Origin of the sequence: Naumannella cuiyingiana, from assembly GCF_013408305.1 — a bacterium.
Classification (GTDB): domain Bacteria; phylum Actinomycetota; class Actinomycetes; order Propionibacteriales; family Propionibacteriaceae; genus Naumannella; species Naumannella cuiyingiana.
Genome location: NZ_JACBZS010000001.1, coordinates 901,057 through 924,472, shown reverse-complemented (window position 1 = coordinate 924,472; position 23,416 = coordinate 901,057). Strand labels below are relative to the sequence as shown.

Below are 23,416 nucleotides of genomic sequence, written 5' to 3'. Positions count from 1 at the left end.
TCCTGTGGACAACCTCCGTCCGCGGCCCGTTCGTGCCGCCCGCCGCGCGAGGATCGTTGGGTGGGACACGGCGAGCTGGCCGCGCTGAATCGGCCCTTCACGGTTGCCGAGGCGGCCGCGCATGGCGTCAGCCGGACGATGCTCGATTCCGCGCGGTACGCCGGTGTGCTCCCGGGCGTGCACGTGGCCGTCGGCACGACGGTCGAGGCAACCGGCCTGGCGGCTGCGATCCGCGGCCTGCTCCGCTCGCCGGTGCTGTTCGACGGGCTGACCGCCCTGCAGTTGCGGGGACTCGACCTCGGCCGACCCCTGCCCGTCCGGCTCGCGGTGCCACCCGCTCGGGTCATCCGGCGTCGCGGGATCGTCGCGCGTCGCGTGGTCCGGCTGCCCGAGGCCGATGGTGACGTTGCGGTCGTCGCCGATGCGTTCGCCAGGGTCGGGGCCGACCACAGCGCAACGGACACGGTGATCATCGGCGATCGGTTGTTGCACCTCGGCCTCGCCACACCCGAGGAACTGGCCGGCGTGCCGCTGGTGCGCGCCGGTGCGGAATCGCCGCGGGAGACACTGCTCCGGCTCGCCCTGGTGTTGGCCGGGCTGCCGGAACCGCAGTGCAATGTCTGGATCCGCGACGGCGCCACCCGGGTCGCCCGGGTCGATCTGTACTACCCCCGGTGGCGGGTTGCGATCGAGTACGAGGGTGATCATCACCGCACCGAGCGCCGCCAGTGGAACCGCGACATCGAGCGCTACGCCGAGCTCGGCCGGCTCGGCGTACACACTGTTCGGGTCACGGCCAGCCATCTCAGCCGCGCGAACAACGTTGCCGTGGATGTCTATCGGGCCATCGCCGAACGCGGATACGACGGGCCGCCACCCCTGCTCGGCGACGCGTGGGCCGCGACCTTCGCGCGGCCGTCCGGCGCCGCGCTGTCCGAGGTGCCGGTGACAGAGCTGTGAGCGGCAGAATGTGCGGACTGTCGCCGTCTTCGTGGCCCGATCGACGACAAACCGCACATCCTGCCGGCCGTCGCAAGATCGGAGAAGCGCGGCGTCGGCGCCCGGGCCTAGCGTGAAGGCATGCGAAACGACAAACCCTGGCCCGCGGGTACGCCCTGCTGGGCAGATTTGACCGCCAGCGACCTCGACCGGTCGATGAAGTTCTATTCCGAGCTGCTCGGCTGGACGTTCGACGCGCCGCAGCCCGAGTTCGGCAACTACACCAATGCCCGCCTCGACGGCCTCACGATGGCCGGGATGTCGCCGCCGATGAGCGACGACGACCAGCACCACTGGGTCCTCTACTTCGCCACCGACGACGCCGCGGCGACGGCCCAGGCCGTGCGCGACGCCGGCGGTCAGGTGATCGTCGAGCCGATGCAGGTCGCCGACTTCGGCACCATGGCGCTCGGCACCGACCCGACCGGCGCGTTCTTCGGCTGGTGGCAGTCCGGCACCCATACCGGCTTCGGCGTGGTCGGTGAGCCCGGCGGCTTCGCCTGGGACGACGGGATGACCCGCGACCCGGCGGCCAGCCAGGACTTCTACGGCAAGGTGTTCGGCTGGACGTTCCAGCAGTTGCCGATGGGCGACTACGAGTACTACGTCTACACCACCCCCGACGGCACCGAGCCCGCCGGCGGCCTCGGCAAGCTCGGCCCCGAGACGCCGGCCGAGGTGCCCTCGCACTGGCACGTGTACTGGTCGGTCGCCGACACCGACGCCGCCTGCGCGAAGGCGGCCGAGCTGGGCGGCGAGGTGTTCCGCGAGCCGACCGACACCGAGTACGGCCGGATCGCGACCCTGACCGGCCCCGACGGCGAGCGGTTCACCGTCTCCGGCCCGGTGGCCGGGGGCGCCTGAGCGGTGCCGATCGCGCGGCGGCTCGCGACGGGCCGCCGCGCGATCGATGAGTAGGGTGCGGGGCATGAGTTCTCCCGTGCTGACCGCCGTGGCGTGGCCGTACGCCAACGGCCCGCGCCACATCGGACACGTGTCCGGTTTCGGCGTACCCGCCGACGTCTTCGCCCGCTACCAGCGGATGATCGGCAACGACGTGCTGATGGTCTCCGGCACCGACGAGCACGGCACGCCGATCCAGGTGCAGGCCGAGTCGGAGGGGCTGAGCACGCGGGAGCTCGCGGACAAGTACAACCGGGTGATCGTCGAGGACCTGGCCGGCCTCGGCCTGTCCTATGACCTGTTCACCCGCACCACCACGGCCAACCACTACGCGGTGGTCCAGCAGATCTTCACCGCGCTGCACGACAACGGCTACGTGGTCGCGCGCAAGTCCCTCGGCGCGGTCAGCCCGAGCACCGGGCGTACCCTGCCGGATCGCTTCATCGAGGGCACCTGCCCGATCTGCGGGTACGCCGGCGCGCGCGGCGACCAGTGCGACAACTGCGGCAACCAGCTCGACCCGGCCGACCTGATCGACCCGCGCTCGCGGATCAACGGCGAGACGCCGGAGTTCGTCGAGACCGAGCACTTCTTCCTCGACCTGCCGGCGTTCGCGAACGCGCTGTCGCAGTGGCTGTCCACGCGCGCCGACTGGCGCCCGAACGTGCTCAAGTTCTCGCAGAACTTCATCGACGATCTCAAGCCGCGCGCGATCACCCGCGACCTGGACTGGGGCGTACCGGTTCCGCTGGAAGGCTGGCGCGATCAGCCGATGAAGCGGCTCTATGTGTGGTTCGACGCGGTGATCGGCTACCTGTCGGCCTCGATCGAGTGGGCGCGGCGCACCGGCGATCCGGAGGCCTGGCGCAGGTGGTGGACCAATCCCGACGCGCGCGGCTTCTACTTCATGGGCAAGGACAACATCGTCTTCCACTCGGTGATCTGGCCGTCGCTGCTGCTCGGCCAGAACGGGCAGGGCGACCGCGGCGGGCAGCCCGGCCCGTTCGGCGTACTCGATCTTCCCGACGAGGTGGTCTCGAGTGAGTTCCTGACCATGAGCGGCGCGAAGTTCGCGACGTCGCGCGGCATCGTGATCTATGTCCGCGATTTCCTCGCCGAGTTCGGGCCGGATGCGCTGCGCTACTACATCGCCGCCGCCGGTCCGGAGAACGCGGATGCCGACTTCACCTGGGAGGAGTTCGTTCGCCGCAACAACTCCGAGCTGGCCAACGAGTGGGGCAACCTGGTCAACCGGTCGATCTCGATGGCGCACAAGAACAACGGCGCGATCCCGGAGGCAGGCGAGCTGACCGAGCTTGATCAACGACTGCTGACCGCCTCGCGCGACGCCTTCGGCACCGTCGGTGACCTGCTGGGCCGGCGCCGGTTCAAGAACGCGCTGGGCGAGGCGATGCGGCTGGTCGGGCAGGCGAACGCGTACCTGTCCGAGACCGAGCCGTGGAAGCTCAAGGACGACCAAGATCACCCGGAGAACGCCGCACGCCGCGACACCGTGCTGCACGTCGCGCTGCAGGTGGTCAGCGATGCGAACGCGCTGCTCACGCCGTTCCTGCCGCACGCCGCGCAGAAGGTGCACGAGGCGCTGGGCGGCGACGGGGTGTGGGCGGCGCAGCCGCAGATCCGCACCGTCGGCGAGGACGGCGGCCCCGACTACCCGGTGCTGATGGGCGACTACGCCGACGAGCAGGCGGTCTGGGAGTCGCGGCCGATCAAGGCGGGTACGCCGTTGGCGAAGCCCGTGCCGCTGTTCGCCAAGCTGGACGCCGAACTCGGCCGCACCGGGCCCGTGTGGGCGCCGATCGCGGGTGCGGACGCATGAGCGTGCAGGTGCTGGTGGTGATGGGGGTCTCCGGCACCGGCAAGACCACCCTCGCGCAGAACCTGTCCCGCACGCTGGGCTGGCCGATGGCGGAGGGAGATGATCTTCACTCCGACGCCAACCGGGCGAAGATGGCCGCCGGAATCCCCTTGACCGACGCCGATCGCTGGCCGTGGCTGCGCCGGATCCGCGCGTGGATCGATTCCCGGCTCGAGTCCGGCGAGCCGGGCGTGATCACCTGTTCGGCGCTGAAGCGCAGCTACCGCGACGTGCTGCGCGCGCCCGGAGTGGTCTTCGTCCACCTCGACGGCGACCGCGCGGTGCTGGCCGACCGGCTCGGCCGCCGCCGCGGCCACTACATGCCGCCGTCGCTGCTGGACTCCCAGCTCGCCACCCTGGAGCCGCTCGGCCCGGACGAGGACGGGATCGTCGTGCGGATCGGCGGCACCCCGGAAGAGGAGCTGGACCAAGCGCTCGACGCCCTGCGCGGCCGCCTGGGCTGACGGCCGCGCCGATCCTCCTCAGTGGGCGGCCGCCACGTCGAACAGGTTGCCCTCGGGGTCGCGCAGGGTCACCCAGTTGAAGCCGTGTTCGTCCACCCGCCGGACGAACTCCGCGCCCAGCCCGACGATCCGGTCCACCTCCGCCAGCCAGTCGCCCTCCGCGGCGAGATCGACGTGGATCGGGGTCTTGTCGGCGGTGTGCTCGTCGACCCGGGCGAAGAACCATGCAGGCCCGGCCGAACTGCGGCCCAGGGTGGCGAACCACTCGTTGGCCCCGTCGTCGATGTCGATCTTGGTCACGGCGGACCAGAAGGCGGACGTGCGGGCCACATCCAGGCAGTCGAAGGTGACGGCGGCTAGTCTGCTGGTCATGATCATTTCCTTTCGTCGGTGCGGGGCCGGACGGGCCAGCACACCTCGGTGATCCATTGGGTGGGGTCGTGGGTCTTGTCCGGACCGACGAGATAGATCTCGCGGACCGCGCCGGCCGCCGGCTCGACGCCGAGCGGGTGGGAGTCGTCGTGCAGGGCGCGGCCGAGCGCGGCGTACGTCCGGTCGAAGCTGTACGCGCCGCGGTGCACCGCCACGGCGTACCGTCCGCCGGGCAGCTCCTGGGTCGCGGCACGGCCCGCGCGCGTCGGCTCGGCGACCGGCAGCCACGCGGTCACCGCGCCCGCATTGTCGGCGAAGAACGGTTCGGCGTAGTCCGCGCCGGCCGGCCCGGACGGCCACGCGCCGGCGCGCGCGGCCCGCTCCGTCAGCTCCGGATAGGTCGCCGCGCACCAGGCGTCGATGTCGTCGCGCGCGACCCGCGCCCGTGCCGCCAGCACCCGCTGTGCGGGCGCCGCGCGCAACTCGACGGCGGGCGCGGGCGTACCGGCGAGCTCCTCGCGCAGCTCCGCGATCGCTGCCCCGTGATCGCGCACGGTCCGCTCCAGCTCGGCGAGGTGCCGCTCGATGGCCGCCGTCCGATCGCCGTCCAGCGTCTCGGCGACCATCGCCACCGGCATCTCGACCGCGCGCAGCATTCGGATCGTCCGCGCCCGCTCCACCTGGTCCAGCGCATAGCTGCGGTAGCCGGTGACCGGATCGACCGCGGCCGGCTGCAGCAGCCCGGCCTCGTGGTAGTTGCGCAGCTGCCGCACGCTCAGGTGCGTCATCTTGGAGAACTCGCCGATCGGGATCAACACGGTGCCGAGTCTGAACCCTCCCCGCGGGGGAGAGTCAATGCCCGCGCCGTGATCGACGCCTAGGCTGAGCAGGTGAAGAAGCCGGATCCCGCGATCGTCCTGGTCGCCGATACGTCGTCGGAGCCGCTGCGGCAGGCCCTGCAGCGGTACGCCGGGGAGTACCGCGTCGAATCGGCGGACAGTCTCGCCAGCTCGCTGCCGCTGGTGCAACGGCTGCTCGCGGGCGGGGTGCCGATCGCGATGCTGATCGTGGAGAGCACGCTGCCCGACGCTTCCGGGTTGATCACCATGGACTGCCTGCAGGCGCTCAGCCCGACCAGCAAGCGGGTCGTGTTCACCACCGTCGGGGACTACCTGGCCACGATCGGGCAGTTGCGGACGGCGATGTCGGAGGGGCGTCTCGATCTGGCCGGCGTCGCGCCGCGCGGGCCGCGCGATGAGGAGTTGCACGCCGCGTTGACCGATCTGTTGTCGGACTGGGGCTGGAGTTCCGGGCGCCCCGTGGTCGAGGCCCTGCGGGTGGTCGCGCCGGCCAACAATCCCGACGCCGCCCGGATCCACGACTTCCTCGACCGGCTCGGCATGCCGCACGGGATGTGGTCGCCGGAAAGCCCGCCGGGGCGCGAGGTGCTGGACGAGCTGGGGGAGGATGCCGGCGGGCCCGATCAGGCGTACCCGGTGGTGCGGATGCATGATGCCCCGCCGATGGTTCGGCCGACGATGGCCGAGATCGGCGCGGCGATCTACAACCCCGAGACGCTCGGCGACCGGGTCTTCGATGTCGCCATCGTCGGCGGCGGTCCCGCCGGGCTCGGTGCGGCGGTCTACGGCGCATCGGAGGGGTTGGAGACGGTCGTGATCGACGCCGATGCGATCGGTGGCCAGGCCGGATCGAGTTCCATGATCAGGAACTATCTCGGCTTCCCGAACGGCATCTCGGGGATGCGGCTGACCCAGCGCGCGAGGTTCCAGGCGCTGCGGTTCGGCGCGAAGCTGCAGGCGGCGCGGCCGGTGCAGGAGCTGCGGCTCGGCGATCCCGCCGGCAACGGGCACGTGCTGCAGACCCCGGCCGGCGAGATTCGCGCGCGCAGCGTGATCATCGCCACCGGGGTGAAGTATCGCCGGCTCGGCGTACCGGCCCTGGAGGACCTGGTCGGTCTCGGCGTGCACTACGGCGCGGCGACCTCGGCGGCGCGCGACCTGGCGGGGCTCGATGTCCATGTCGTCGGTGGTGGCAATTCCGCCGGTCAGGCGGCGATGCACCTGTCGAGGTACGCCCGCTCGGTGACCATCGTGATCCGCCGCCCCGACCTGACGGCAACCATGTCGGACTACCTGATCCGCGAGATCGTGGCGAACGCGCGGATCACCGTGCGCGGCGAGTCCGAGGTGATCGACGGTGGCGGGAACGGCCGGCTGGAGTGGCTGATGATCCGCGACAACGCGGCCGATGCGGTGTCCAAGGTCGCCGCGGGCGGGCTGTTCCTGCTGCTCGGCGCCAACCCGCACTGCGGCTGGCTGCCTCCGGAGATCCTGCTGGACGAGCACGGCTTCGTGCTCACCGGGCGGGACGTGCCGAAGGGCTACTGGCGCGACGGCGTACCGCCCGCTTCGCTGGCCACCACCGCGGCCGGGGTGTTCGCCGTGGGCGACGTGCGCGCCGGCTCGATGAAGCGGGTGGCGGCCGCCAGCGGCGAGGGGTCATCGGTCGTCCCGCTGGTGCACGGTTTCCTCGCGGGCATCGACCGCGGCTGACCCCGGTCGAGCACGCGGGCTGGGGTACGCGGAGCCTCCCGCCGAAAGCGACCACTCGTCCGGGTTTCGGCCGCCTCGGGGGCGAGATGGTGGCCAGAACCCTGGCGAGTGGTCGATAACGGCGGCACGGCGTGACGGCGCCCGCCGCGGTCAGCGCCGCGCGAGCCCGGCGACCAGGCGGCGCGCCGAGGCCATCCCCACCGGACGAAAGCCGAGCGCCAGGGCCTCGCGCCGGCGGCGGCCCTCGTCTCGCCACAGCGCGATCCCGCGAAAGATCAACACGTGGGCGGGTTTGCGGCGCTCGGCCAGATCGCGCGCCAACCGGCGTACCCCGTTCAGCGTTCGCGACCTGTCCAGCCACAGGGGAACGACCCGCAGGCCCGCGGCGCGCAGGGGGCCGAGCGCCTGCGGGGCGAAGACCCCCTCCGCGACCACCGCCGAGGCGTCGCCGAGCTCGATCGCGCGCTCACCCACCGCGGCATTGGCGGCCAACCGGTAGACGGGCGCGCGCACCCCGCCGGTCCTGATCAACTTCTCGATCGCGGCGACCGCCGCCGGGCAGTTCCAACTGCGCGGATCGTCCCAGTCGATCACCCGCTCGCCGCCGAGCTCGGTGACCGGCAGCGCCGGATGATCACCGTCGAGATAGAAGTCGTCCAGGCTGACGTGCGGTACGCCCGACAGGGCCGCGAGCCTGGACTTGCCGCTGCCGGAGGGGCCCGCGACCAGCACGACCGTCGCCGACGCGCTCACAGCCCGAGCGCCGCGGCCATCTCGTCGCGCAGCCGTAGCAGCCGACCGGCGGCGGCACCGGCATCGGCGCCGGGGGCATCCCAGACCTCCAGATAGCACTTCAGCTTCGGCTCGGTGCCGGACGGCCGGACGACCGCTCGCACGCCGTCGCCGGCCAGCAGCACGCCGTCGGTCGGCGGCAGCTCGGGCGTACCCTCCGCCAGATCGGTCACCCGCACCGGCCGGCCCGTCAGCTCCGCGGGCGGCGCGGATCGCAGCCGGGTCATCGCCTCGGCGATGATCGACTGGTCCTCGACACGGACGGACAACTGGTCGGTCAGGTGCGGGCCGAAGACCCGGGCCAGCTCGGCCAGCCGGCCCGCCAGGGTTTCCCCACGCGACTTCAGCTCCGCGGCCATCGCGAGCACGGTGACGAGTGCGGTGATGCCGTCCTTGTCCGGCACGTGCGCGGGATCGCAGCAGTAGCCGATCGCCTCCTCGTAGCCGAACGCCAGCCCCGGCACCCGGCCGATCCACTTGAAGCCGGTCAGCGTCGGCACGAACGGTTGATCATGGGCCGCGGCCAGCTCGGCCAGCAGCACGCTGGACACCACCGAGCAGGCGTAGGCGCCCTGCACCCCGCGGCGCAGCGCATCGTCGGCGAGCAGCCAACCCAGCTCGTTGCCGCTCAGCATCCGCCAGCCGCCGGCCGCCTCGGGGGCGGGGATCGCCACCGCGCACCGGTCGGCGTCCGGATCGTTGGCGACCACCAGGTCGACCGGCTCACCGCCACGACCCGCCTCGCGGGCAGCGGCCAGCGCAAGATCGATCGCGCCGGGCTCCTCGGGGTTGGGGAAGGCGACGGTCGGGAAGTCGGGATCCGGGGACGCCTGCTCGGCGACCTCGACCGGCGCCGGGATCCCGGCACGCTCGACGACCGCCCGGACGATCTCGGTGCCGACGCCGTGCAGCGCGGTGTGCACCCAGCGCAGGTCCGCGCCGCGGGCGCGTTCGCCCAGTTCGGCGGCGCGGGCGATGTAGCCATCGCGCAGCCGCGGATCCCAGGTACGCCAGGAGTCGGCGCGGGGAAGATCGGCCAGCGGCAGGCGCGAGACCTCCTCGATCGCCGCGGCGATCTCGACATCGGCCGGCGGCACGATCTGCGAGCCGTCGCCGAGGTAGACCTTGTAGCCGTTGTCGGCAGGCGGGTTGTGCGAGGCCGTCACCACGACCGCGGCGACGGCGCCGAGCGCCCGGATCCCCCAGGCCGCCAGCGGTGTCGGCACGGGGCCGGGGGAGAGCAGCACCTCGAACCCGGCGCCGGCCATGATCTCTGCGGTGTCGCGGGCGAAGCGGTCCGAATTGTGTCGTGCGTCGTGACCGATGATCACCGGCCCGCCGGTCAGGCCGTTGTCGCGCAGATACTTCGCCAGGCCCGCCGCGGCGCGCGTCACGACGACCCGGTTCATCCGGTTCGGCCCGGGGCCGAGGCGCCCGCGCAGGCCGGCCGTGCCGAATTCCAGCGGGCCCGCGAAGGCGTCGGCGAGCTCGGCCACCGCGCCGGCGTCCCCGGCCTGCGCGGCGGTGATCACCTTCGCCAGCTCGGCGGCCGTCGCCGGATCCGGGTCGGCGCGCTGCCAGGCATCGGCCGCGCTCAGCAGCTCGGCGCTCACAGCTTCTCCGCCAGCCCGCGGAGCAGGGCGCGCAGCTTCGGCGCCGCGGCATTGCCGGCCTCGATCACCTCGGCGTGGTCGAGCGGCTCCGGCGAGATGCCCGCCGCCAGGTTCGTGACCAGGGAGATGCCGAGCACCTCCAGCCCGGCCTCGCGCGCCGCGATCGTCTCCAGCGCCGTCGACATGCCGACCAGATCGCCACCGATGGTCGCGGCCATCGCCACCTCGGCCGGCGTCTCGTACTGCGGGCCCCGGAACTGCACATAGACGCCGTCCGGCAGGCCCGGGTCGACCTCGCGGGCCAGCTCGCGCAGCCGTGGCGCATAGGCCGCGGTGAGATCGACGAAGGTCGCCCCGCGCAGCGGCGTCGCGCCCGTCAGGTTGATGTGGTCGCTGATCAGCACCGGCGTACCGGGTCCCCAGTCGGCATTGAGGCTGCCGCAACCGTTGGTCAGCACGAGCGTCCGGGCGCCCGCGGCGGCCGCCGTGCGTACCCCGTGCACCACCGGTTCGGCGCCCCGGCCCTCGTAGAAGTGGGTACGCCCGGTGAAGACCCCCGCCACCTTCCCGGCCGGCGTGCGGACGATACGCAACTGTCCGCCGTGGCCCGCGACCACGGGCTTGCTGAACCCGGGCAGCTCGCCGAGGTCGAAGCTGTGCAGTTGCTCGCCAAGATCATCGGCGGCGGCCGACCAGCCCGAGCCGAGCACCAGAGCGAGGTCCAGACCGTCGATGCCGGCCCCGGTCCGGACGGCGTCGGCCGCGGCGTTCGCGAGCGCGGAGGGATCGTCGAATGCGTCGTTCACCCCCGCACTATGGCACGCCCCGACCACCGAGGTTCGGCGTCCGGGGCACGTGCTGGAAGATTGCGCGTGCTGGAAGAATGCAGGCGTGACGCGCGTGGTGATCGTCGGTGGTGGACCGGGTGGGTACGAGGCTGCGCTGGTGGCCAGCCAGCTCGGCGGTGAGGTGACCCTGGTCGAGGAGGTCGCTCCGGGCGGATCCTCGGTGCTGACGGACGCGGTCCCGTCGAAGACGCTGATCGCCACCTCCGATGTGATGGACATGGTGCGCACCGCGGGCACGCTCGGCATCCGGGTCCGCGAGGACGCGGCCGCCGAGGGCGACTCCCCGCTGGAGGCCGTCGAGGTCGACCTGGACCGGGTGAACACCCGCGTCCGCGAGCTGGCCAGGGCCCAGTCCCGCGACATCGCGCGCTCGCTGGGCGCCGCGGGGGTGACGGTGATCGCGGGCCGCGGCCGGCTGGCCGACGCGCACACCGTGCAGGTACGGACCGAGGACGACGAGCTGGAGCTGCCCGCCGACGTGATCCTGATCGCGACGGGTACGCACCCGAGGATCCTGCCGACGGCCCAGCCGGACGGCGAGCGGATCCTGACCTGGACCCAGCTCTACCACCTCGACGAGCTGCCCGAGCGGCTGATCGTGGTGGGATCGGGGGTCACCGGGGCGGAGTTCGCGAGCGCCTACGACGCGCTCGGCAGCGATGTCGTGCTGGTCTCCTCCCGCGACACCGTGCTGCCCGGGGAGGACTCCGATGCCGCCAAGGTGCTGCAGGACGTCTTCGAGCGGCGCGGGATGGAGGTGATGTCGCGTTCGCGTGCCGAGTCGGTCACGCGCGACGGCGACGAGGTCGTGGTGACGCTCACCGACGGCCGCGAGGTCCGCGGCAGCCACTGCCTGATCGCGGTCGGCTCGATCCCGAACACCTCGGGCATCGGGCTCGTCGAGGCCGGTGTGGAGCTCGACGACAACGGCTTCGTCGTCGTGGACAAGGTCTCGCGCACCACCGCGCCCGGGGTGTACGCCGCGGGTGACTGCACCGGCGTGCTGATGCTCGCCTCGGTCGCGGCGATGCAGGGCCGCAAGGCGATGTGGCACGCGCTCGGCGATGCCGTCACCCCGCTCGATCTGGCCAAGGTCGCCTCGAACGTGTTCACCGCACCGGAGATCGCAACGGTCGGCTTCACCCAGAAGCAGTTCGACGAGGGGGCGCTGCCGGCCGAGCGGGTGATCTTGCCGCTGGCCAGGAACCCGCGCGCCAAGATGCAGGCCATCGACGATGGTCTGATCAAGCTCTTCGTGCTGCCGCTGACCGGGATCATCGTGGGCGGTGTCGTGGTCGCGCCGAAGGCGAGCGAGCTGATCCACCCGATCTCGCTCGCGGTGTCGGCGCGGATGACCGTCGACGACTTCATGAGCGCCTTCACCGTCTATCCCTCGCTCACCGGGTCGCTCGCCGAGGCCGCGCGGCAGTTGCACCGGCGGGGCCAGGTCGGTAGTTGATCATGGAGCCCGGTGGCGTCGCCGAGCTCGCGGAGCTGATCGCGGGCCGCCGCTGGGTCGCGCTCACCGGCGCCGGGATGTCGACCGATTCGGGTATTCCGGACTATCGCGGGCCGACGTCGCCGCCGGCCAACCCCATGTTGTACGCCGACTTCGTGCGATCGGCCGACAACCGGCGGCGCTACTGGGCGCGATCCTTCCGTGGCTGGCCGCGGATGCTGCGGGCGCGGCCGAATGCGGGCCACGTCGCGCTCGCCTCGCTCGCGGGGGCGGGCCTGGCGGGAGTGCTCACCCAGAACGTCGACGGCCTGCACACCGCCGCCGGCAGCCCGGACGTGATCGATCTGCACGGGAGGCTGGCCGAGGTGATCTGCCTGGCCTGCGGCGAGGTCAGCGACCGCGCCGATCTTCAGGTACGCCTGGCGGCCGCCAATCCCGACGCGGCCGGACTCGACATCGCTCCCGGACAGGCGGAGCTGCGTCCCGACGGCGACCTCGAGGTCGATGATCACCGCTCGTTCGTGGTGCCGGACTGTGAAACCTGCGGTGGCGTACTGAAACCGCATGTGGTCTTCTTCGGCGAGTCCGTGCCGCGGGAGCGAGTGACGCGGGCCTATGCACTGGTCGACGGCGCGGAGGTACTGGTCGTGCTCGGGTCCTCGCTGGCCGTGATGTCCGGCCTGCGGTTCCCGCGGCATCTGGTCCGCACCGGGCGGTCGGTGGCGATCGTCAACCGCGGCGCCACCCGGGGCGACGAGCTGGCGACGGTACGCCTGGCCGCCGGGACCTCGGAGACCCTCGGCGCGCTCGCCGCCGCCTTGTCCGCGCCGGCCTGATCTCGTCGAATCGCTTGACGCGCATCTGCGTCGCTGGTGGGCTCGTCCCGAAAGATCCAATCATTCGGACGAACTCGACGGAGAGCAGACATGGATGAGGACCTCGGGACCACGAGCAGGCGGATGGTGCTGGGCGGTGCGCTGGCGGTCGGTGCCGTCGCGGGGCTGGGCGCGCAACGGGCCCAGGCCGCGCCGGTCGAGCGCAGGCGACCGCGCCGCAAGGGACAGAAGTCGATGATCGGCGTCCCGTACGCCCAGCGCGACACCGTGCGGGTGGGCGTGATCGGGCTCGGCAACCGCGGCTCGGGCATGGCGCTGGGCTGGGCATCCATCCCCGGCGGCGAGGTGACCGCGGTCTGCGACATCCGGGCCGATCGCGCGAACCGCGTCGCTGATCGCTTGCAGGCGGCCGGTCACGATCGCCCCGCGACCATCGGCGGCAGCGAGAGCTCCTATCTGGAGCTGTTGCGCCGCGACGACGTCGACTACGTCTACATCGCCACGCCGTGGGAGTTCCACTTCAGCCAGGGCCGCGACGCGCTGCGCCACGACAAGGACGCGGCGGTCGAGCTGCCGATCGCGATGGAGCTGGACGAGCTGTGGGAGCTGGTCGATGCCAGCGAACAGTCCCGCCGCCACCTGATGCTGGCCGAGAACTGCAACTACGGCCGCAACGAACTGGCGATGCTGAAGATGGCCCGCGCCGGGCTGTTCGGCGAGATCACCGACGCCCACGGCGGCTATCTGCACGATCTGCGCGAGCTGTTGTTCAGCGACACCTACTACACCGATGCCTGGCGGCGGAAGTGGCACACCCGCTCCCGGGCCGCCTTCTACACCATGCACGGCCTGGGCCCGATGTCTGCCTGCCTGGACATCAACCGCGGCGAACGCTACGTGTCGCTGGTCGCCATCGACACCCCGGCCGAGGGCCTCGCCGATTACCGCGAGCGGTTCGTCCCGCGCGATCATCCGTCCTGGCAGGAGGAGTACGTGCACGGGGACGTGCAGACGGTGCTGCTGACGACCAATAGCGGCAAGATGTGCCGCGCCGTGCACTCGGTGTCCTCGCCGCGCCCCTACAGCCGGATCAACTCGCTCCAGGGCAGTCGCGGGATCGTCGAGGACTATCCGGAGCGGATCTATGTCGAACCCGACCACAAGGGCCACGCCTGGGCCGACTTCGGCCCCTATCGCGACAAGCACGAGCACTGGCTGTGGCGCAAGCTGCGCGAGGACGCCGAGGGCGGCGGGCACGGCGGCATGGACTGGATCATGCAGTGGCGGATCGTGCAGCAGATACGTACCGGCCAGGTGCCCGACATCGATGTCTACGATTCCGCGGTCTGGTGCTCGTCGGTGCCGCTGTCGGCGGAGTCGCTGAAGAAGGAGAGGGCCGTGGCGGTGCCCGACTTCACCCGCGGCGACTGGGACGACTCGTCGCGCGGCGGGCTGGACTCGGCGGAGTCCGACATGCCCGGCTGAGACGCGACGAACGGGCGGCCCCGGGTTCGTCCGGGGCCGCCCGTTCGTCTGTCGCTCCGCCCGTCTGTCGGTACGCCCGGCTGTTCGGTACGCCCGTCTGTCGTACGCGGCCTCAGTCGCCGAAGATGTCCCCGAACATGTCGCCGATCCCCTCGCCGATGTTGCCGAAGCCCTCGCCGATGCCCTCGAAGCCCTCGCCGATCCCTTCGCCGATGGCGCCGATCCCCTCGCCGATACCGCCGAAGATGTTGCCGCCGCCACCGAACAGCAGGCTGCCGATCAGCATGCCGGACACCAGATCGGAGCCGCGCCAGGAGTTGTAGTACCCCTGTGCCCACGGTGCGTAGGCCTTCCCGCCCTCCCAGTAGGGCACGCGGCGCGAACCGACCGGAACCGTGCGCACGTAGGGATCCGCGCCCGCCTCGACGCGCTCGGCGTCCGCTGCGCAGGCCGGGATGTCGCGGGCGGCGCCGCCGGGCGGGGCCCAGCTCACGTTCTTCACCGACGGACCGTGGGCGGGGTTGAAGAAGCACGGCGGTCGCTTCTGCGGCAGCGGCTCGCCCGCGATCCGGGCCTTCACGCAGGCGATGGCGTACCGCCCGTCCTCGAGGATCTCGGTGACATTGCGGATCTCGTTGGGCTGCTGGACAGCGGCGAGAGAGGTCTTGGCGTCTTCGTAGGCATCGAGCGCGCGCTGGTAGTCCTGCTGCATCGGCTCGTCCAGCGGGTGCCCGGCGACGTCGGTGTCGAGCGTCTGCAGCTCCTCGCCGAAGCGGGTCACGTCCTCGTCCGCGACGCGGCGAGAGGCGGTCAGTTGGGACTCGAGCTCGGCGCGCCGCGCACGGTCCTGTTCGAGGGCCCGTCGGCGCAGGATCACGGCGATCACCGCCGCGACCGCCGCGATCAGGATCACGGGCAAGAGGAATTCCACGTGGTCCATCATGTGCGACGCCGCCCGGCGACAACACACCGGGCAGGCATTTTCAGCACATTCTTTGTGTTCTCGGCCGGATGCTTGTGTGAGACTGAGTGGTTGACGTCACTCGGGGTCGACGATTTCGCACACGACGGCGCCGCTGCTCACGGTCTGGCCGACCTCGGCCGCCAGCTTGCGGATCACGCCATCGCGATGCGCGGCCAGGGGTTGCTCCATCTTCATCGCCTCGAGCACGACCACGGGATCGCCCTGGTTCACCGTGTCGCCGTCGGCGACGTTCACCTTGACGATCGTGCCCTGCATCGGGCTGGCCAGCGCCTCGCTGGAGGACGAGGCGGCCGCCGCCCCGCCACCGCGCCGGCGGGTGGGTCGGCGGGCGGCGGCCCCGCCGCCACCGGCAGTGCCGACGGACAGACCGGCCGGCAGGCGTACCTCGATCCGCTTGCCGTTGACCTCGACCAGCACGGCCGTCTTCTCCTCGGCCTCGGGGGCCTCGCCGCTCGGCCCGGCATAGGCATCGAGCTGGTTGTCCCACTCCGTCTCGATCCAGCGGGTGTGCACGGCGAAGTCGCCGTCGGCGGCGGTGAACGCCGGGTCGTCGAGGACGGCGCGGTGGAAGGGCACCACCGTGGGCATGCCGGCAACCACAATCTCGTCCAGCGCCCGGCGGGAACGGGCCAGCGCCTGCTCGCGATCGGCGCCCGTGACGATCAGCTTGGCGACCAGCGAGTCGAAGGCGCCGGGCACCGTCATTCCCGCGACATAGCCCTCGTCGACCCGGACCCCGGGCCCGCCGGGGGCGCGCCAGTCGGTCAGGGTGCCGGGAGCGGGCATGAAGTTGTTGGCGGGTTCCTCTGCGTTGATCCGGAACTCGATCGAGTGGCCGGTCGATGCCGGGTCGTCGTAGCCGAGCTCCTCGCCGTCGGCGATCCGGAACATCTCGCGGACCAGATCGAGCCCGGTCACCTGCTCGGAGACGGGATGCTCGACCTGCAGGCGCGTGTTCACCTCCAGGAAGGAGATGGTGCCGTCGGTGCCGACCAGGAACTCGCAGGTGCCGGCGCCGACATAACCGGCCTCGCGCAGGATCGCCTTCGACGAGTCGTAGAGCGTGGCAAGTTGATCATCGCTGAGGAACGGCGCGGGTGCTTCCTCGACCAGCTTCTGGTAGCGGCGTTGCAGCGAGCAGTCGCGGGTGGAGACGACGACCACATTGCCGTGCGAATCGGCCAAACACTGGGTCTCCACGTGCCGGGGCCGGTCGAGATAGCGCTCGACGAAGCACTCGCCGCGCCCGAACGCCGCGGTGGCCTCGCGGGTCGCGGACTCGAACAGCTCGCGGATCTCCTCGGGCCGGCGGGCCACCTTCATGCCGCGGCCGCCACCGCCGTAGGCGGCCTTGATCGCGATCGGCAGACCGTGCTGCTCGGCGAAGGCGACGACCTCGTCGGCATCGGCGACCGGGTCCGGCGTGCCGGGAACCAGGGGCGCGCCGACCTTCTCGGCGATGTGGCGGGCCTTGACCTTGTCGCCGAGGGAGTCGATGGCGGCCGGCGGCGGGCCGATCCAGGTCAGCCCCGCATCGATCACCGCCTGGGCGAAGTCGGCATTCTCGGCGAGGAATCCGTAGCCGGGGTGCACGGCATCGGCGCCGGACTTCTGCGCGGCGTCGAGGATCTTGGTGATGTCGAGGTAGGAGTCGCCGGGGGTCGCACCCCCGAGGGCGTACGCCTCGTCGGCGAGCTGGACGAACAGGCCGTCGGCATCGGGCTCGGCATAGACGGCGACACTGGCCAGTCCGGCATCGCGGGCCGCCCGGATCACCCGGACGGCGATCTCACCCCGGTTGGCGACGAGGACCTTGCTGATGGCCATGTGCACTCCTCCTGTGATCGGGCGTCCGTGCCCAGTGGGGGAGTCTATGGCCGGTCATGGCCCGGGTCACGTCCGGCCGGGCGGGCCCGGCCGGACGCTGCGCGTCGAGCATCGGTCAGCGCTGCTCCGCGAATTCCGTCAGCGCGTCAGCGCTGCTCCGCGAATTCCGTCAGCGCGTCAGCGCTGCTCCGCGAACTCCACGTGCCGCCCGGCGACCGGATCGAACTTGCGAATCCGCAGCCGGTCGGGGTCGTTGCGCCGGTTCTTGCGCGTCACGTAGGTGTAGCCGGTGCCGGCGGTCGAGCGCAGCTTGATCACCGGGCGTAGTTCGTTTCGCTTGGCCATGGTTCCTCCTCGCGGTTCTGAGTTGATCAACGCCGGGCGGGGCGCGGCTATTCCGGTGCGGGTACGCCCGGCGCGCGCAGGCCGACCGCGACGACCGCCGCACCGAGCAGCCACGCGACGATCGCCACGGTGGCGAAGCGGTGCGCGCCCGCGGCGATCGCCCCGGGGGTGTCGGCGGAGGCGACCAGCACGCCCGCGAGCGCCACCCCGAACGAGGTGCCGAGCTGGCGGCAGGTGTTGCCGATGCCGCCGGCCAGGCCGGGGCGCCCGGGCAGCGCAGCGAGCCCGGCGGCGACGATCGCCGGCGTCAGTGCCGCCAGCGCCACGCCCACCCCGAGCAGGGGAGGCACCAGCGCGGGCCAGTCCGCGCCCGGGGTGGCTGCGTACAGGCTGGCCAGCATCGCCGCTCCGGTCACGAATCCGACCATGATCATCACCCGCGGCCCGAACCGGGCGAGCGCCCGGCCGCCGAGCGGGGAGAGCGCCGCGAACGGCACCGTCGCGACGAGCAGCAGCGCGCCACCGGCCGCGACCGGCAGCCGGTACGCGCGCTGGGCGAGCCAGGTGATCGTCAGCAAGGTGCCGTTGCCGACGGTGTTCATGGCGAACGCGGCAACGCTGGCCGCCGCGAGCCGGCCGGGCAGCACGCGCCGGCCGGCCGGCTCCTCGCCCCCGCGCGGATCGCGGACCAGGACGACCGCACCGACCAGCGCGAGCGCGAGCGGCGCCAGGTTGATCAAGAAGATCATCCGCCAGCCGGCCAGGCCCGTGAGCAGCCCGCCCAGGCCCGGGCCGAGGGCGGTGCCGGCGGCCGAGACGCCCGACCAGATGCCGAGCGCCCGCGCCCGGGCGGGCCCGGCCCAGTCGTGCTGCAGCACCGCGAGCCCGGCGGGCAGCATCGCGGCCGCGCCGAGCCCCTGACCGACGCGCCCCGCCAGCAGCACCGCGGCGCCGGGAGCCAGCGCGCACGCCAGCGACGCCGCGCCGAAGACCGCCAGCCCGGCGACCAGCGGCCGGCGCGGACCCAGCCGGTCGCTGGCCCAGCCGGCCGGCAGCAGGGCCGCGGCGAGCGGCAGGGTGTAGGCGTCGATGGCCAGCGCCGGCTGGGCGAGCGCGAGGTCGGCGCCCAGCTCCGGCAGCGCGACATTGACGATCGTCACGTCGAGCAGCACGAGGAACATCGGTACGCAGATCGTGGCCAGCGTGAGGCCGCGTCGGGCGCCAGGCGGCGCGGTGGTGGGGGACGGCATGTGGCCCAGTCCATCGGGCGGAGTCTTCGCCGGGCGCCGAAGCGTCGGCGCAGCACAATGGCGGGGTGAGTGCACCAGCCCCGGACCCGTTGAGCCCCGACATTGCGCCGATCGCCGCGCTGTTCGCCGACCGCTCCCGGGCCAGGTTGTTGTCGGCGCTGCTCGACGGGCGGCGATTGCCGGCCTCGCGACTGGCCGCCGAGGCCGGGGTGTCGGCCTCCACGGTGAGCGGACATCTGGCCAGGCTGACCGCCGCGGGCGTGGTCGAGGTCGAGGCCTCGGGCCGCTTCCGGTTCTATCGGCTCGCCGGGCCCGAGGTGGCCCGGGTCATCGAGTCGCTCTCGGTGCTCGCCGGCCTGCCGCCCGTGGCCTCGTTGCGCGGTCACACCCGGGCGGCCCGGCTGCGCGCCGCGCGTACCTGCTATGACCATCTCGCGGGACGGCTCGGCACGGCGGTGCTCGCCGCGCTGGTCCGTGACGGCGCCCTGGTTCGCACCGACGGGACCGACGGACTGGAGCGGGCGCCGGGCGAGCGGTTGTCCGCGGTGGTGGCGAAGGCGCCGTGGGCGCTCGGCCCCCGCGCGGAGCAGGGCTTCCGGCGCTGGGGCGTCGATCTTCCCGTGGTCTGCGCGGCCAGGCGGGAGCCGATCCGGAGTTGCCTGGACTGGACCGAACAGCGCCACCACCTCGGCGGCGGCCTCGGTGCCGCGCTGCTGGACGCCGTCCGTGGCCGGGGCTGGATCGCCTCCGGCCCCCGACCCCGGGAGGTCGTGATCACCGAGTCCGGCGAGGCGGCCCTGACCGAGCTGCTGGGCGAACTCTCCTGACCTCGGCGCCGGAGCGACCCAGCTCGGCGAGATCGGCGCGGCAGCGCGCCTCCACCTCGGCCAACTCGGCCAGCGTGGTGTCGATGTCGGCGCGCCGGGACTCCAGCTCGGCGCGCCGCTCGGCGATCTCGGCCAGCAGGTAGCGCAACTGGCCCGCCTCGCCCGGCGCGGAGTCGTACATGTCGACGATCCGGGCAATCTCGTCGAGGGCGAAGCCCAGCCGCTTGCCGCGCAGGACCAGGCGCAGGCGTACCCGCTCCCGCTCGCCGTAGATCCGCCGCTGCCCCTCGCGGCGCGGGGCGAGCAGGCCCTTGTCCTCGTAGAACCGGATGGTCCGCAGCGTCGTGTCGAACTCCTCGGCGAGCTCGGAGATGCTCCAGGTGCGCGCGGCCATGGGCTTACGTTAACGTAAGCGTCACCGAGCAACCGCCGAGCCGGCCCACGAGGAGTGACGATGTCGTCCGACCTGCTGCAATCTGCCGAGCACCGCGAGTTCCGCGCCGCGGTCGCCGCCTTCGCCGACGCCGAGATCGCCCCCCATGCCGAACGCTGGGACCGCGAGCACCACTTCCCGCTGGAGGCCGTGCGCAAGATGGGCGCCATGGGCCTGTTCGGGCTGAACGCGCCCGAGGCCTACGGCGGCTCGGGCGACTTCACCAGCCTGTGCATCGCCATCGAGGAGCTGGGCCGCGCCGACCAATCGGTCGGGATCACCCTGGAGGCGGGCGTCGGCCTGGGCATCAATCCGATCGCGGCCTTCGGCACCGACGAGCAGAAGGCGCGCTGGCTGCCCGACCTGATCGCCGGCCGCGCGCTCGCCGGCTTCGGGCTGACCGAGGCCGAGGCCGGCTCCGATGCCGGCGCCACGCGTACCAGGGCCGAGCTGGTCGACGGCGAATGGGTGATCAACGGCGGCAAGCAGTTCATCACCAATTCGGGTACGCCGATCACGTCGGTGGTGACGGTGACCGCGCGTACCGGCACCCGTGAGGACGGCCGGGCGGAGCTGTCGACGATCATGGTCCCGTCGGGTACGCCCGGCTTCACCGTCGAGCCGGCGTACCGCAAGCTGGGGTGGTATGCCTCGGACACCCATCCGCTGACCTTCACCGACGCCCGGGTCAGCGAAGATCATCTGCTCGGCACCCGGGGACGCGGCTTCGCGCAGTTCCTGGCGACGCTCGACGACGGCCGGGTGGCGATCAGCGCGCTGGCGCTCGGCTGCATCCGGGCCTGTCGCGATCTTGCCGTGGCCCATGCGGGGCAGCGCACGACCTTCGGTGTACCGATCGGGGCGAAGCAGGGGGTGGCCTTCCAGCTCGCCGATCTTGACGCGATGGCCCACACCGCGCACACGCTGGTCTATTCCGCGGCCCGGATGAAGGACGCCGGGGCCGACGCCGCGGCATTCAAGCGGGCCGCCGCGATCACCAAGCTGCAGACCACGGAGATGGCCGTCACGGCGACCCGGATCGCGACCCAGGTCTTCGGCGGCTACGGGTTCATGGAGGAGTATCCGGTCGCCCGGTTCTACCGCGATGCCAAGATCCTGGAGATCGGCGAGGGCACGTCGGAGGTGCAGCGGCTGCTGATCGCCCGCGGCCTCGGGCTGCCCGTCGAGTGATGCCGGGTGGAAGGATGAGCGCATGAGTGAGGACAGTCAGTCCCCGGTGATCAGCGACGACGCGATGATCCGGTCGGCGCGGGAGGCCACCCTTGCCCCGTCGGAGAAGGCCGCCGCCAAGCTCGCCGACCAGAACAAGCTCTTCGTCCGCGACCGGCTCGCGCTGTTGTTCGACGACGGAACCTTCGTCGAGGACGGCCAGCTCGCGAATGCGGCGGCGGGCAACCTGCCGGCCGACGGCGTCGTCACCGGCCGCGGCCTGGTCGCCGGCCGCCCCGCGCTCGTGGTGGCCAACGACCCGTCGGTGAAGGCGGGCTCGTGGGGCGCCCGGACGGTGGAGAAGATCATCCGGGTGACCGAGACCGCGCTGCGCGACGAACTCCCGGTGTTCTGGTTCATCGATTCCGCGGGTGCCCGGATCACCGATCAGGTGGAGCTGTTCCCGGGCCGCCGCGGTGCGGGCCGGATCTTCCACAACCAGGTCGCCCTGTCGGGCAAGGTGCCACAGATCTGCTGCCTGTTCGGCCCGTCGGCGGCCGGCGGTGCCTACATCCCGTCGTTCTGCGATCTGGTGATCATGGTCGAGGGCAATGCGTCGATGTATCTCGGCTCGCCCCGGATGGCCGAGATGGTGGTCGGGGAGAAGGTGACGCTGGAGGAGATGGGCGGCGCGCGGATGCACGCCTCGGTGTCCGGCTGCGGCGACCAGCTCGCCACCGACGACGCCGATGCGATCGAGCAGGCGAAGGCGTACTTCTCCTATCTGCCGGAGAACTGGCGCGCCGAGCCGCCGGTCTATGCGCCCGAGCCGCCGGCGCGGGAGTTCGCCGCCGATCTGGTGCCGGCCGAGGAGTCGGCCGGCTATGACGTGCACACCGTGATCGAGGCGATCGTCGATGCCGACAGCTTCTTCGAGGTGAAGCCGCTGTTCGCGCCCGAGCTGGTGGTCGGATTCGGGCTGCTGGAGGGTCGCGTGATCGGCATCGTCGCCAACCAGCCCGCGGTGAAGGGTGGCGTGCTGTTCGTCGACTCCGCCGACAAGGCCGCACGGTTCATTCTCGAGTGCGACGCCTTCAACGTGCCGTTGCTCTATCTCGCCGATGTGCCCGGTTTCATGATCGGCTCGGCCGTCGAGCGCCAGGGCATCATCCGGCACGGCGCAAAGATGATCACCGCCGTCTCCGAGGCAACGGTGCCGACCGTCTCGCTGATCGTCCGCAAGGCCTACGGGGCCGGGCTGTACGCCATGAGCGGACCCGGTTTCGGCCCGGATGCCACGCTGGCGCTGCCAACCGCGAAGATCGCCGTGATGGGCCCGGAGGCGGCGATCAATGCCGTTTATGCCAACAAGATCAACGCGATCGCCGACGATGCCGAGCGCGAGGCCTATGTCGAACGGCTGCGCACCGAGTATGAGGCCGATATCGACATCCTCCGGCTGGCCAGCGACCTGGTGATCGACGCGATCATCGAGCCGGCGGAGGTACGCGCCGAGCTGGTGGCGCGGTTCGCCGCCGCGGCCGGCAAGGACCGGCACTTCTCCCAGCGCCGGCACGGCGTACCCCCCGTCTGATCCGGGCGGCCGACCCGGCTCAGCCGGTGTGGACCGGGCGGCCGACCCGGCTCAGCCGGTGTATACCGGGCGGATCGAGACCGACTCGACCATCGCGTCGGGAGAGGCATCGACCGCGGCCCGGACGGCGGCCGCGACGGACTCCGGGCGCAGGTACTCATCGCCCCGGTAGCCGGTATTTCCTCGCTGGTGCTGGATCTCTCGTTGCATGTCGGTGTCGACCCGCCCCGGATGGATGCTCGCCACCCGCACCTCGCCGCGGACCTGTTCGCGCAGCGAGTCGGTCAGTGCCGTCAGCGCGAACTTCGAGGCCGAGTACATCGCCCCGCCGCGGCCGGCCATCAGCCCGGACCCCGAGTTGATCATGATTACCTGGCCGCCCGCGGCCCGCAGGGCCGGCAGCAGGTCGCGGGTCAGGTCGGCGACCGCGATCACGTTCAACTCCATGATCGTCCGCCAGTCCTCGCGGCTGGCGTCCTCGACGATCGCCAGGTTCGAGATTCCGGCCGAGTGCACCAGCACGTCGAGCCGGTCGATCCCGGCAGCAGCTTGCCGCGTGGACTCCTCGTCGGCCAGGTCGGCGACGAAGACGCCGGCATCGGGCAGCTCGGCGGCGACCCGTGCCGCCGCCTCGGGGTCGCGCCCGCCGATCAGCACGCGGTGATCGCGGCCCAGATCGCGGGCAATGGCCAGCCCGATGCCGCGGGTGCCCCCGGTGACGAGCGCGGTGGGTCGAGACGTGTCGCGTGCCGTCGCAGTCAT

Annotated in this window: 22 protein-coding genes; 11 read left to right on the top strand and 11 right to left on the bottom strand. The window is 71.9% G+C overall.

Translation table 11 applies throughout. From position 1 onward, the window contains the following. The first annotated feature begins 60 nt into the window (after positions 1–60). From GGQ54_RS04210 to GGQ54_RS04195, 4 genes are all read left to right on the top strand, one after another. On the top strand, positions 61–960 hold the full coding sequence (locus GGQ54_RS04210) for an endonuclease domain-containing protein (RefSeq protein ID WP_179444248.1): 900 nt from the start codon (positions 61–63) through the stop codon (positions 958–960). A 120-nt stretch (positions 961–1,080) separates the two neighbouring features. Then, on the top strand, positions 1,081–1,863 hold the full coding sequence (locus tag GGQ54_RS04205; protein WP_179444247.1) for a VOC family protein: 783 nt from the start codon (positions 1,081–1,083) through the stop codon (positions 1,861–1,863). Positions 1,864–1,927: 64 nt separating this feature from the next. Beyond that, positions 1,928–3,742 (top strand): methionine--tRNA ligase, encoded by a 1,815-nt coding sequence (gene metG / locus GGQ54_RS04200; RefSeq protein WP_179444246.1) that lies wholly within the window; start codon positions 1,928–1,930, stop codon positions 3,740–3,742. Then, the gene (locus GGQ54_RS04195) at positions 3,739–4,245 is read left to right on the top strand and encodes a gluconokinase (RefSeq protein ID WP_179444245.1); all 507 of its coding nucleotides are present in this window, start codon (positions 3,739–3,741) and stop codon (positions 4,243–4,245) included. Before metG ends, GGQ54_RS04195 begins: the two co-directional genes overlap by 4 nt. Before the next feature lie 18 nt (positions 4,246–4,263). Here the strand turns inward: GGQ54_RS04195 and GGQ54_RS04190 are convergent, their stop codons facing one another. After that, complete coding sequence (locus GGQ54_RS04190) at positions 4,264–4,617, bottom strand: VOC family protein (protein ID WP_179444244.1); 354 nt, start codon at positions 4,615–4,617, stop codon at positions 4,264–4,266. A 2-nt stretch (positions 4,618–4,619) separates the two neighbouring features. After that, positions 4,620–5,435: a MerR family transcriptional regulator gene (locus GGQ54_RS04185; RefSeq protein ID WP_218843691.1), complete on the bottom strand. Its 816-nt coding sequence runs from the start codon at positions 5,433–5,435 to the stop codon at positions 4,620–4,622. Positions 5,436–5,507: 72 nt separating this feature from the next. Here GGQ54_RS04185 and GGQ54_RS04180 point away from each other — a divergent pair, with 72 nt between their 5' ends. Further along, on the top strand, positions 5,508–7,190 hold the full coding sequence (locus tag GGQ54_RS04180; RefSeq protein ID WP_179444243.1) for an FAD-dependent oxidoreductase: 1,683 nt from the start codon (positions 5,508–5,510) through the stop codon (positions 7,188–7,190). Between the two features lie 150 nt (positions 7,191–7,340). Here the strand turns inward: GGQ54_RS04180 and GGQ54_RS04175 are convergent, their stop codons facing one another. The 3 genes from GGQ54_RS04175 to GGQ54_RS04165 are packed head-to-tail and all read right to left on the bottom strand — an operon-like array spanning position 7,341 to position 10,401. After that, on the bottom strand, positions 7,341–7,943 hold the full coding sequence (locus GGQ54_RS04175) for a uridine kinase (protein WP_179444242.1): 603 nt from the start codon (positions 7,941–7,943) through the stop codon (positions 7,341–7,343). Beyond that, positions 7,940–9,595: a phospho-sugar mutase gene (locus tag GGQ54_RS04170; protein ID WP_179444241.1), complete on the bottom strand. Its 1,656-nt coding sequence runs from the start codon at positions 9,593–9,595 to the stop codon at positions 7,940–7,942. Before GGQ54_RS04170 ends, GGQ54_RS04175 begins: the two co-directional genes overlap by 4 nt. Then, entirely contained in the window at positions 9,592–10,401 is an 810-nt protein-coding gene (locus tag GGQ54_RS04165) for a purine-nucleoside phosphorylase (RefSeq protein WP_179444240.1), read from the bottom strand. The genes GGQ54_RS04170 and GGQ54_RS04165 overlap by 4 nt, the downstream gene beginning before the upstream one ends. A gap of 85 nt (positions 10,402–10,486) precedes the next feature. Here GGQ54_RS04165 and GGQ54_RS04160 point away from each other — a divergent pair, with 85 nt between their 5' ends. The 3 genes from GGQ54_RS04160 (at position 10,487) to GGQ54_RS04150 (ending at position 14,223) form a co-directional block, all read left to right on the top strand. Next, positions 10,487–11,902, top strand: coding sequence for an NAD(P)H-quinone dehydrogenase (locus tag GGQ54_RS04160; RefSeq protein ID WP_179444239.1), 1,416 nt, complete (start codon positions 10,487–10,489; stop codon positions 11,900–11,902). Positions 11,903–11,904: 2 nt separating this feature from the next. Beyond that, positions 11,905–12,738, top strand: a complete 834-nt coding sequence (locus GGQ54_RS04155) for a Sir2 family NAD-dependent protein deacetylase (protein ID WP_179444238.1) — start codon at positions 11,905–11,907, stop codon at positions 12,736–12,738. 90 nt (positions 12,739–12,828) lie between these two features. Then, positions 12,829–14,223 carry a Gfo/Idh/MocA family protein gene (locus GGQ54_RS04150; RefSeq protein ID WP_218843689.1) on the top strand — a complete coding sequence of 465 codons (1,395 nt, stop codon included), beginning with the start codon at positions 12,829–12,831 and terminating at the stop codon, positions 14,221–14,223. A gap of 112 nt (positions 14,224–14,335) precedes the next feature. Here GGQ54_RS04150 and GGQ54_RS04145 read toward each other — a convergent pair whose 3' ends face one another. From GGQ54_RS04145 to GGQ54_RS04130, 4 genes are all read right to left on the bottom strand, one after another. Then, entirely contained in the window at positions 14,336–15,154 is an 819-nt protein-coding gene (locus GGQ54_RS04145) for a hypothetical protein (protein WP_343045847.1), read from the bottom strand. Between the two features lie 108 nt (positions 15,155–15,262). Next, entirely contained in the window at positions 15,263–17,041 is a 1,779-nt protein-coding gene (locus GGQ54_RS04140; protein WP_425487395.1) for an acetyl/propionyl/methylcrotonyl-CoA carboxylase subunit alpha, read from the bottom strand. Between the two features lie 171 nt (positions 17,042–17,212). Next, complete coding sequence (rpmG, locus tag GGQ54_RS04135) at positions 17,213–17,380, bottom strand: 50S ribosomal protein L33 (RefSeq protein ID WP_179444236.1); 168 nt, start codon at positions 17,378–17,380, stop codon at positions 17,213–17,215. Positions 17,381–17,427: 47 nt separating this feature from the next. Then, complete coding sequence (locus GGQ54_RS04130; protein WP_179444235.1) at positions 17,428–18,630, bottom strand: MFS transporter; 1,203 nt, start codon at positions 18,628–18,630, stop codon at positions 17,428–17,430. A gap of 65 nt (positions 18,631–18,695) precedes the next feature. Here GGQ54_RS04130 and GGQ54_RS04125 point away from each other — a divergent pair, with 65 nt between their 5' ends. Beyond that, positions 18,696–19,457 carry an ArsR/SmtB family transcription factor gene (locus tag GGQ54_RS04125; protein ID WP_343045846.1) on the top strand — a complete coding sequence of 254 codons (762 nt, stop codon included), beginning with the start codon at positions 18,696–18,698 and terminating at the stop codon, positions 19,455–19,457. Here GGQ54_RS04125 and GGQ54_RS04120 read toward each other — a convergent pair. Continuing rightward, positions 19,405–19,851: a MerR family transcriptional regulator gene (locus tag GGQ54_RS04120; RefSeq protein WP_179444234.1), complete on the bottom strand. Its 447-nt coding sequence runs from the start codon at positions 19,849–19,851 to the stop codon at positions 19,405–19,407. The genes GGQ54_RS04125 and GGQ54_RS04120 overlap by 53 nt on opposite strands. 60 nt (positions 19,852–19,911) lie before the next feature. Between GGQ54_RS04120 and GGQ54_RS04115 the strand changes: the two genes are divergently transcribed. Both GGQ54_RS04115 and GGQ54_RS04110 read left to right on the top strand, forming a co-directional pair. After that, entirely contained in the window at positions 19,912–21,081 is a 1,170-nt protein-coding gene (locus tag GGQ54_RS04115; RefSeq protein ID WP_179444233.1) for an acyl-CoA dehydrogenase family protein, read from the top strand. A gap of 22 nt (positions 21,082–21,103) precedes the next feature. Continuing rightward, positions 21,104–22,654: an acyl-CoA carboxylase subunit beta gene (locus GGQ54_RS04110; RefSeq protein WP_179444232.1), complete on the top strand. Its 1,551-nt coding sequence runs from the start codon at positions 21,104–21,106 to the stop codon at positions 22,652–22,654. 51 nt (positions 22,655–22,705) lie between these two features. On the opposite strand, the gene GGQ54_RS04105 is transcribed toward GGQ54_RS04110, so the two are convergent. After that, complete coding sequence (locus GGQ54_RS04105; RefSeq protein ID WP_179444231.1) at positions 22,706–23,416, bottom strand: SDR family oxidoreductase; 711 nt, start codon at positions 23,414–23,416, stop codon at positions 22,706–22,708.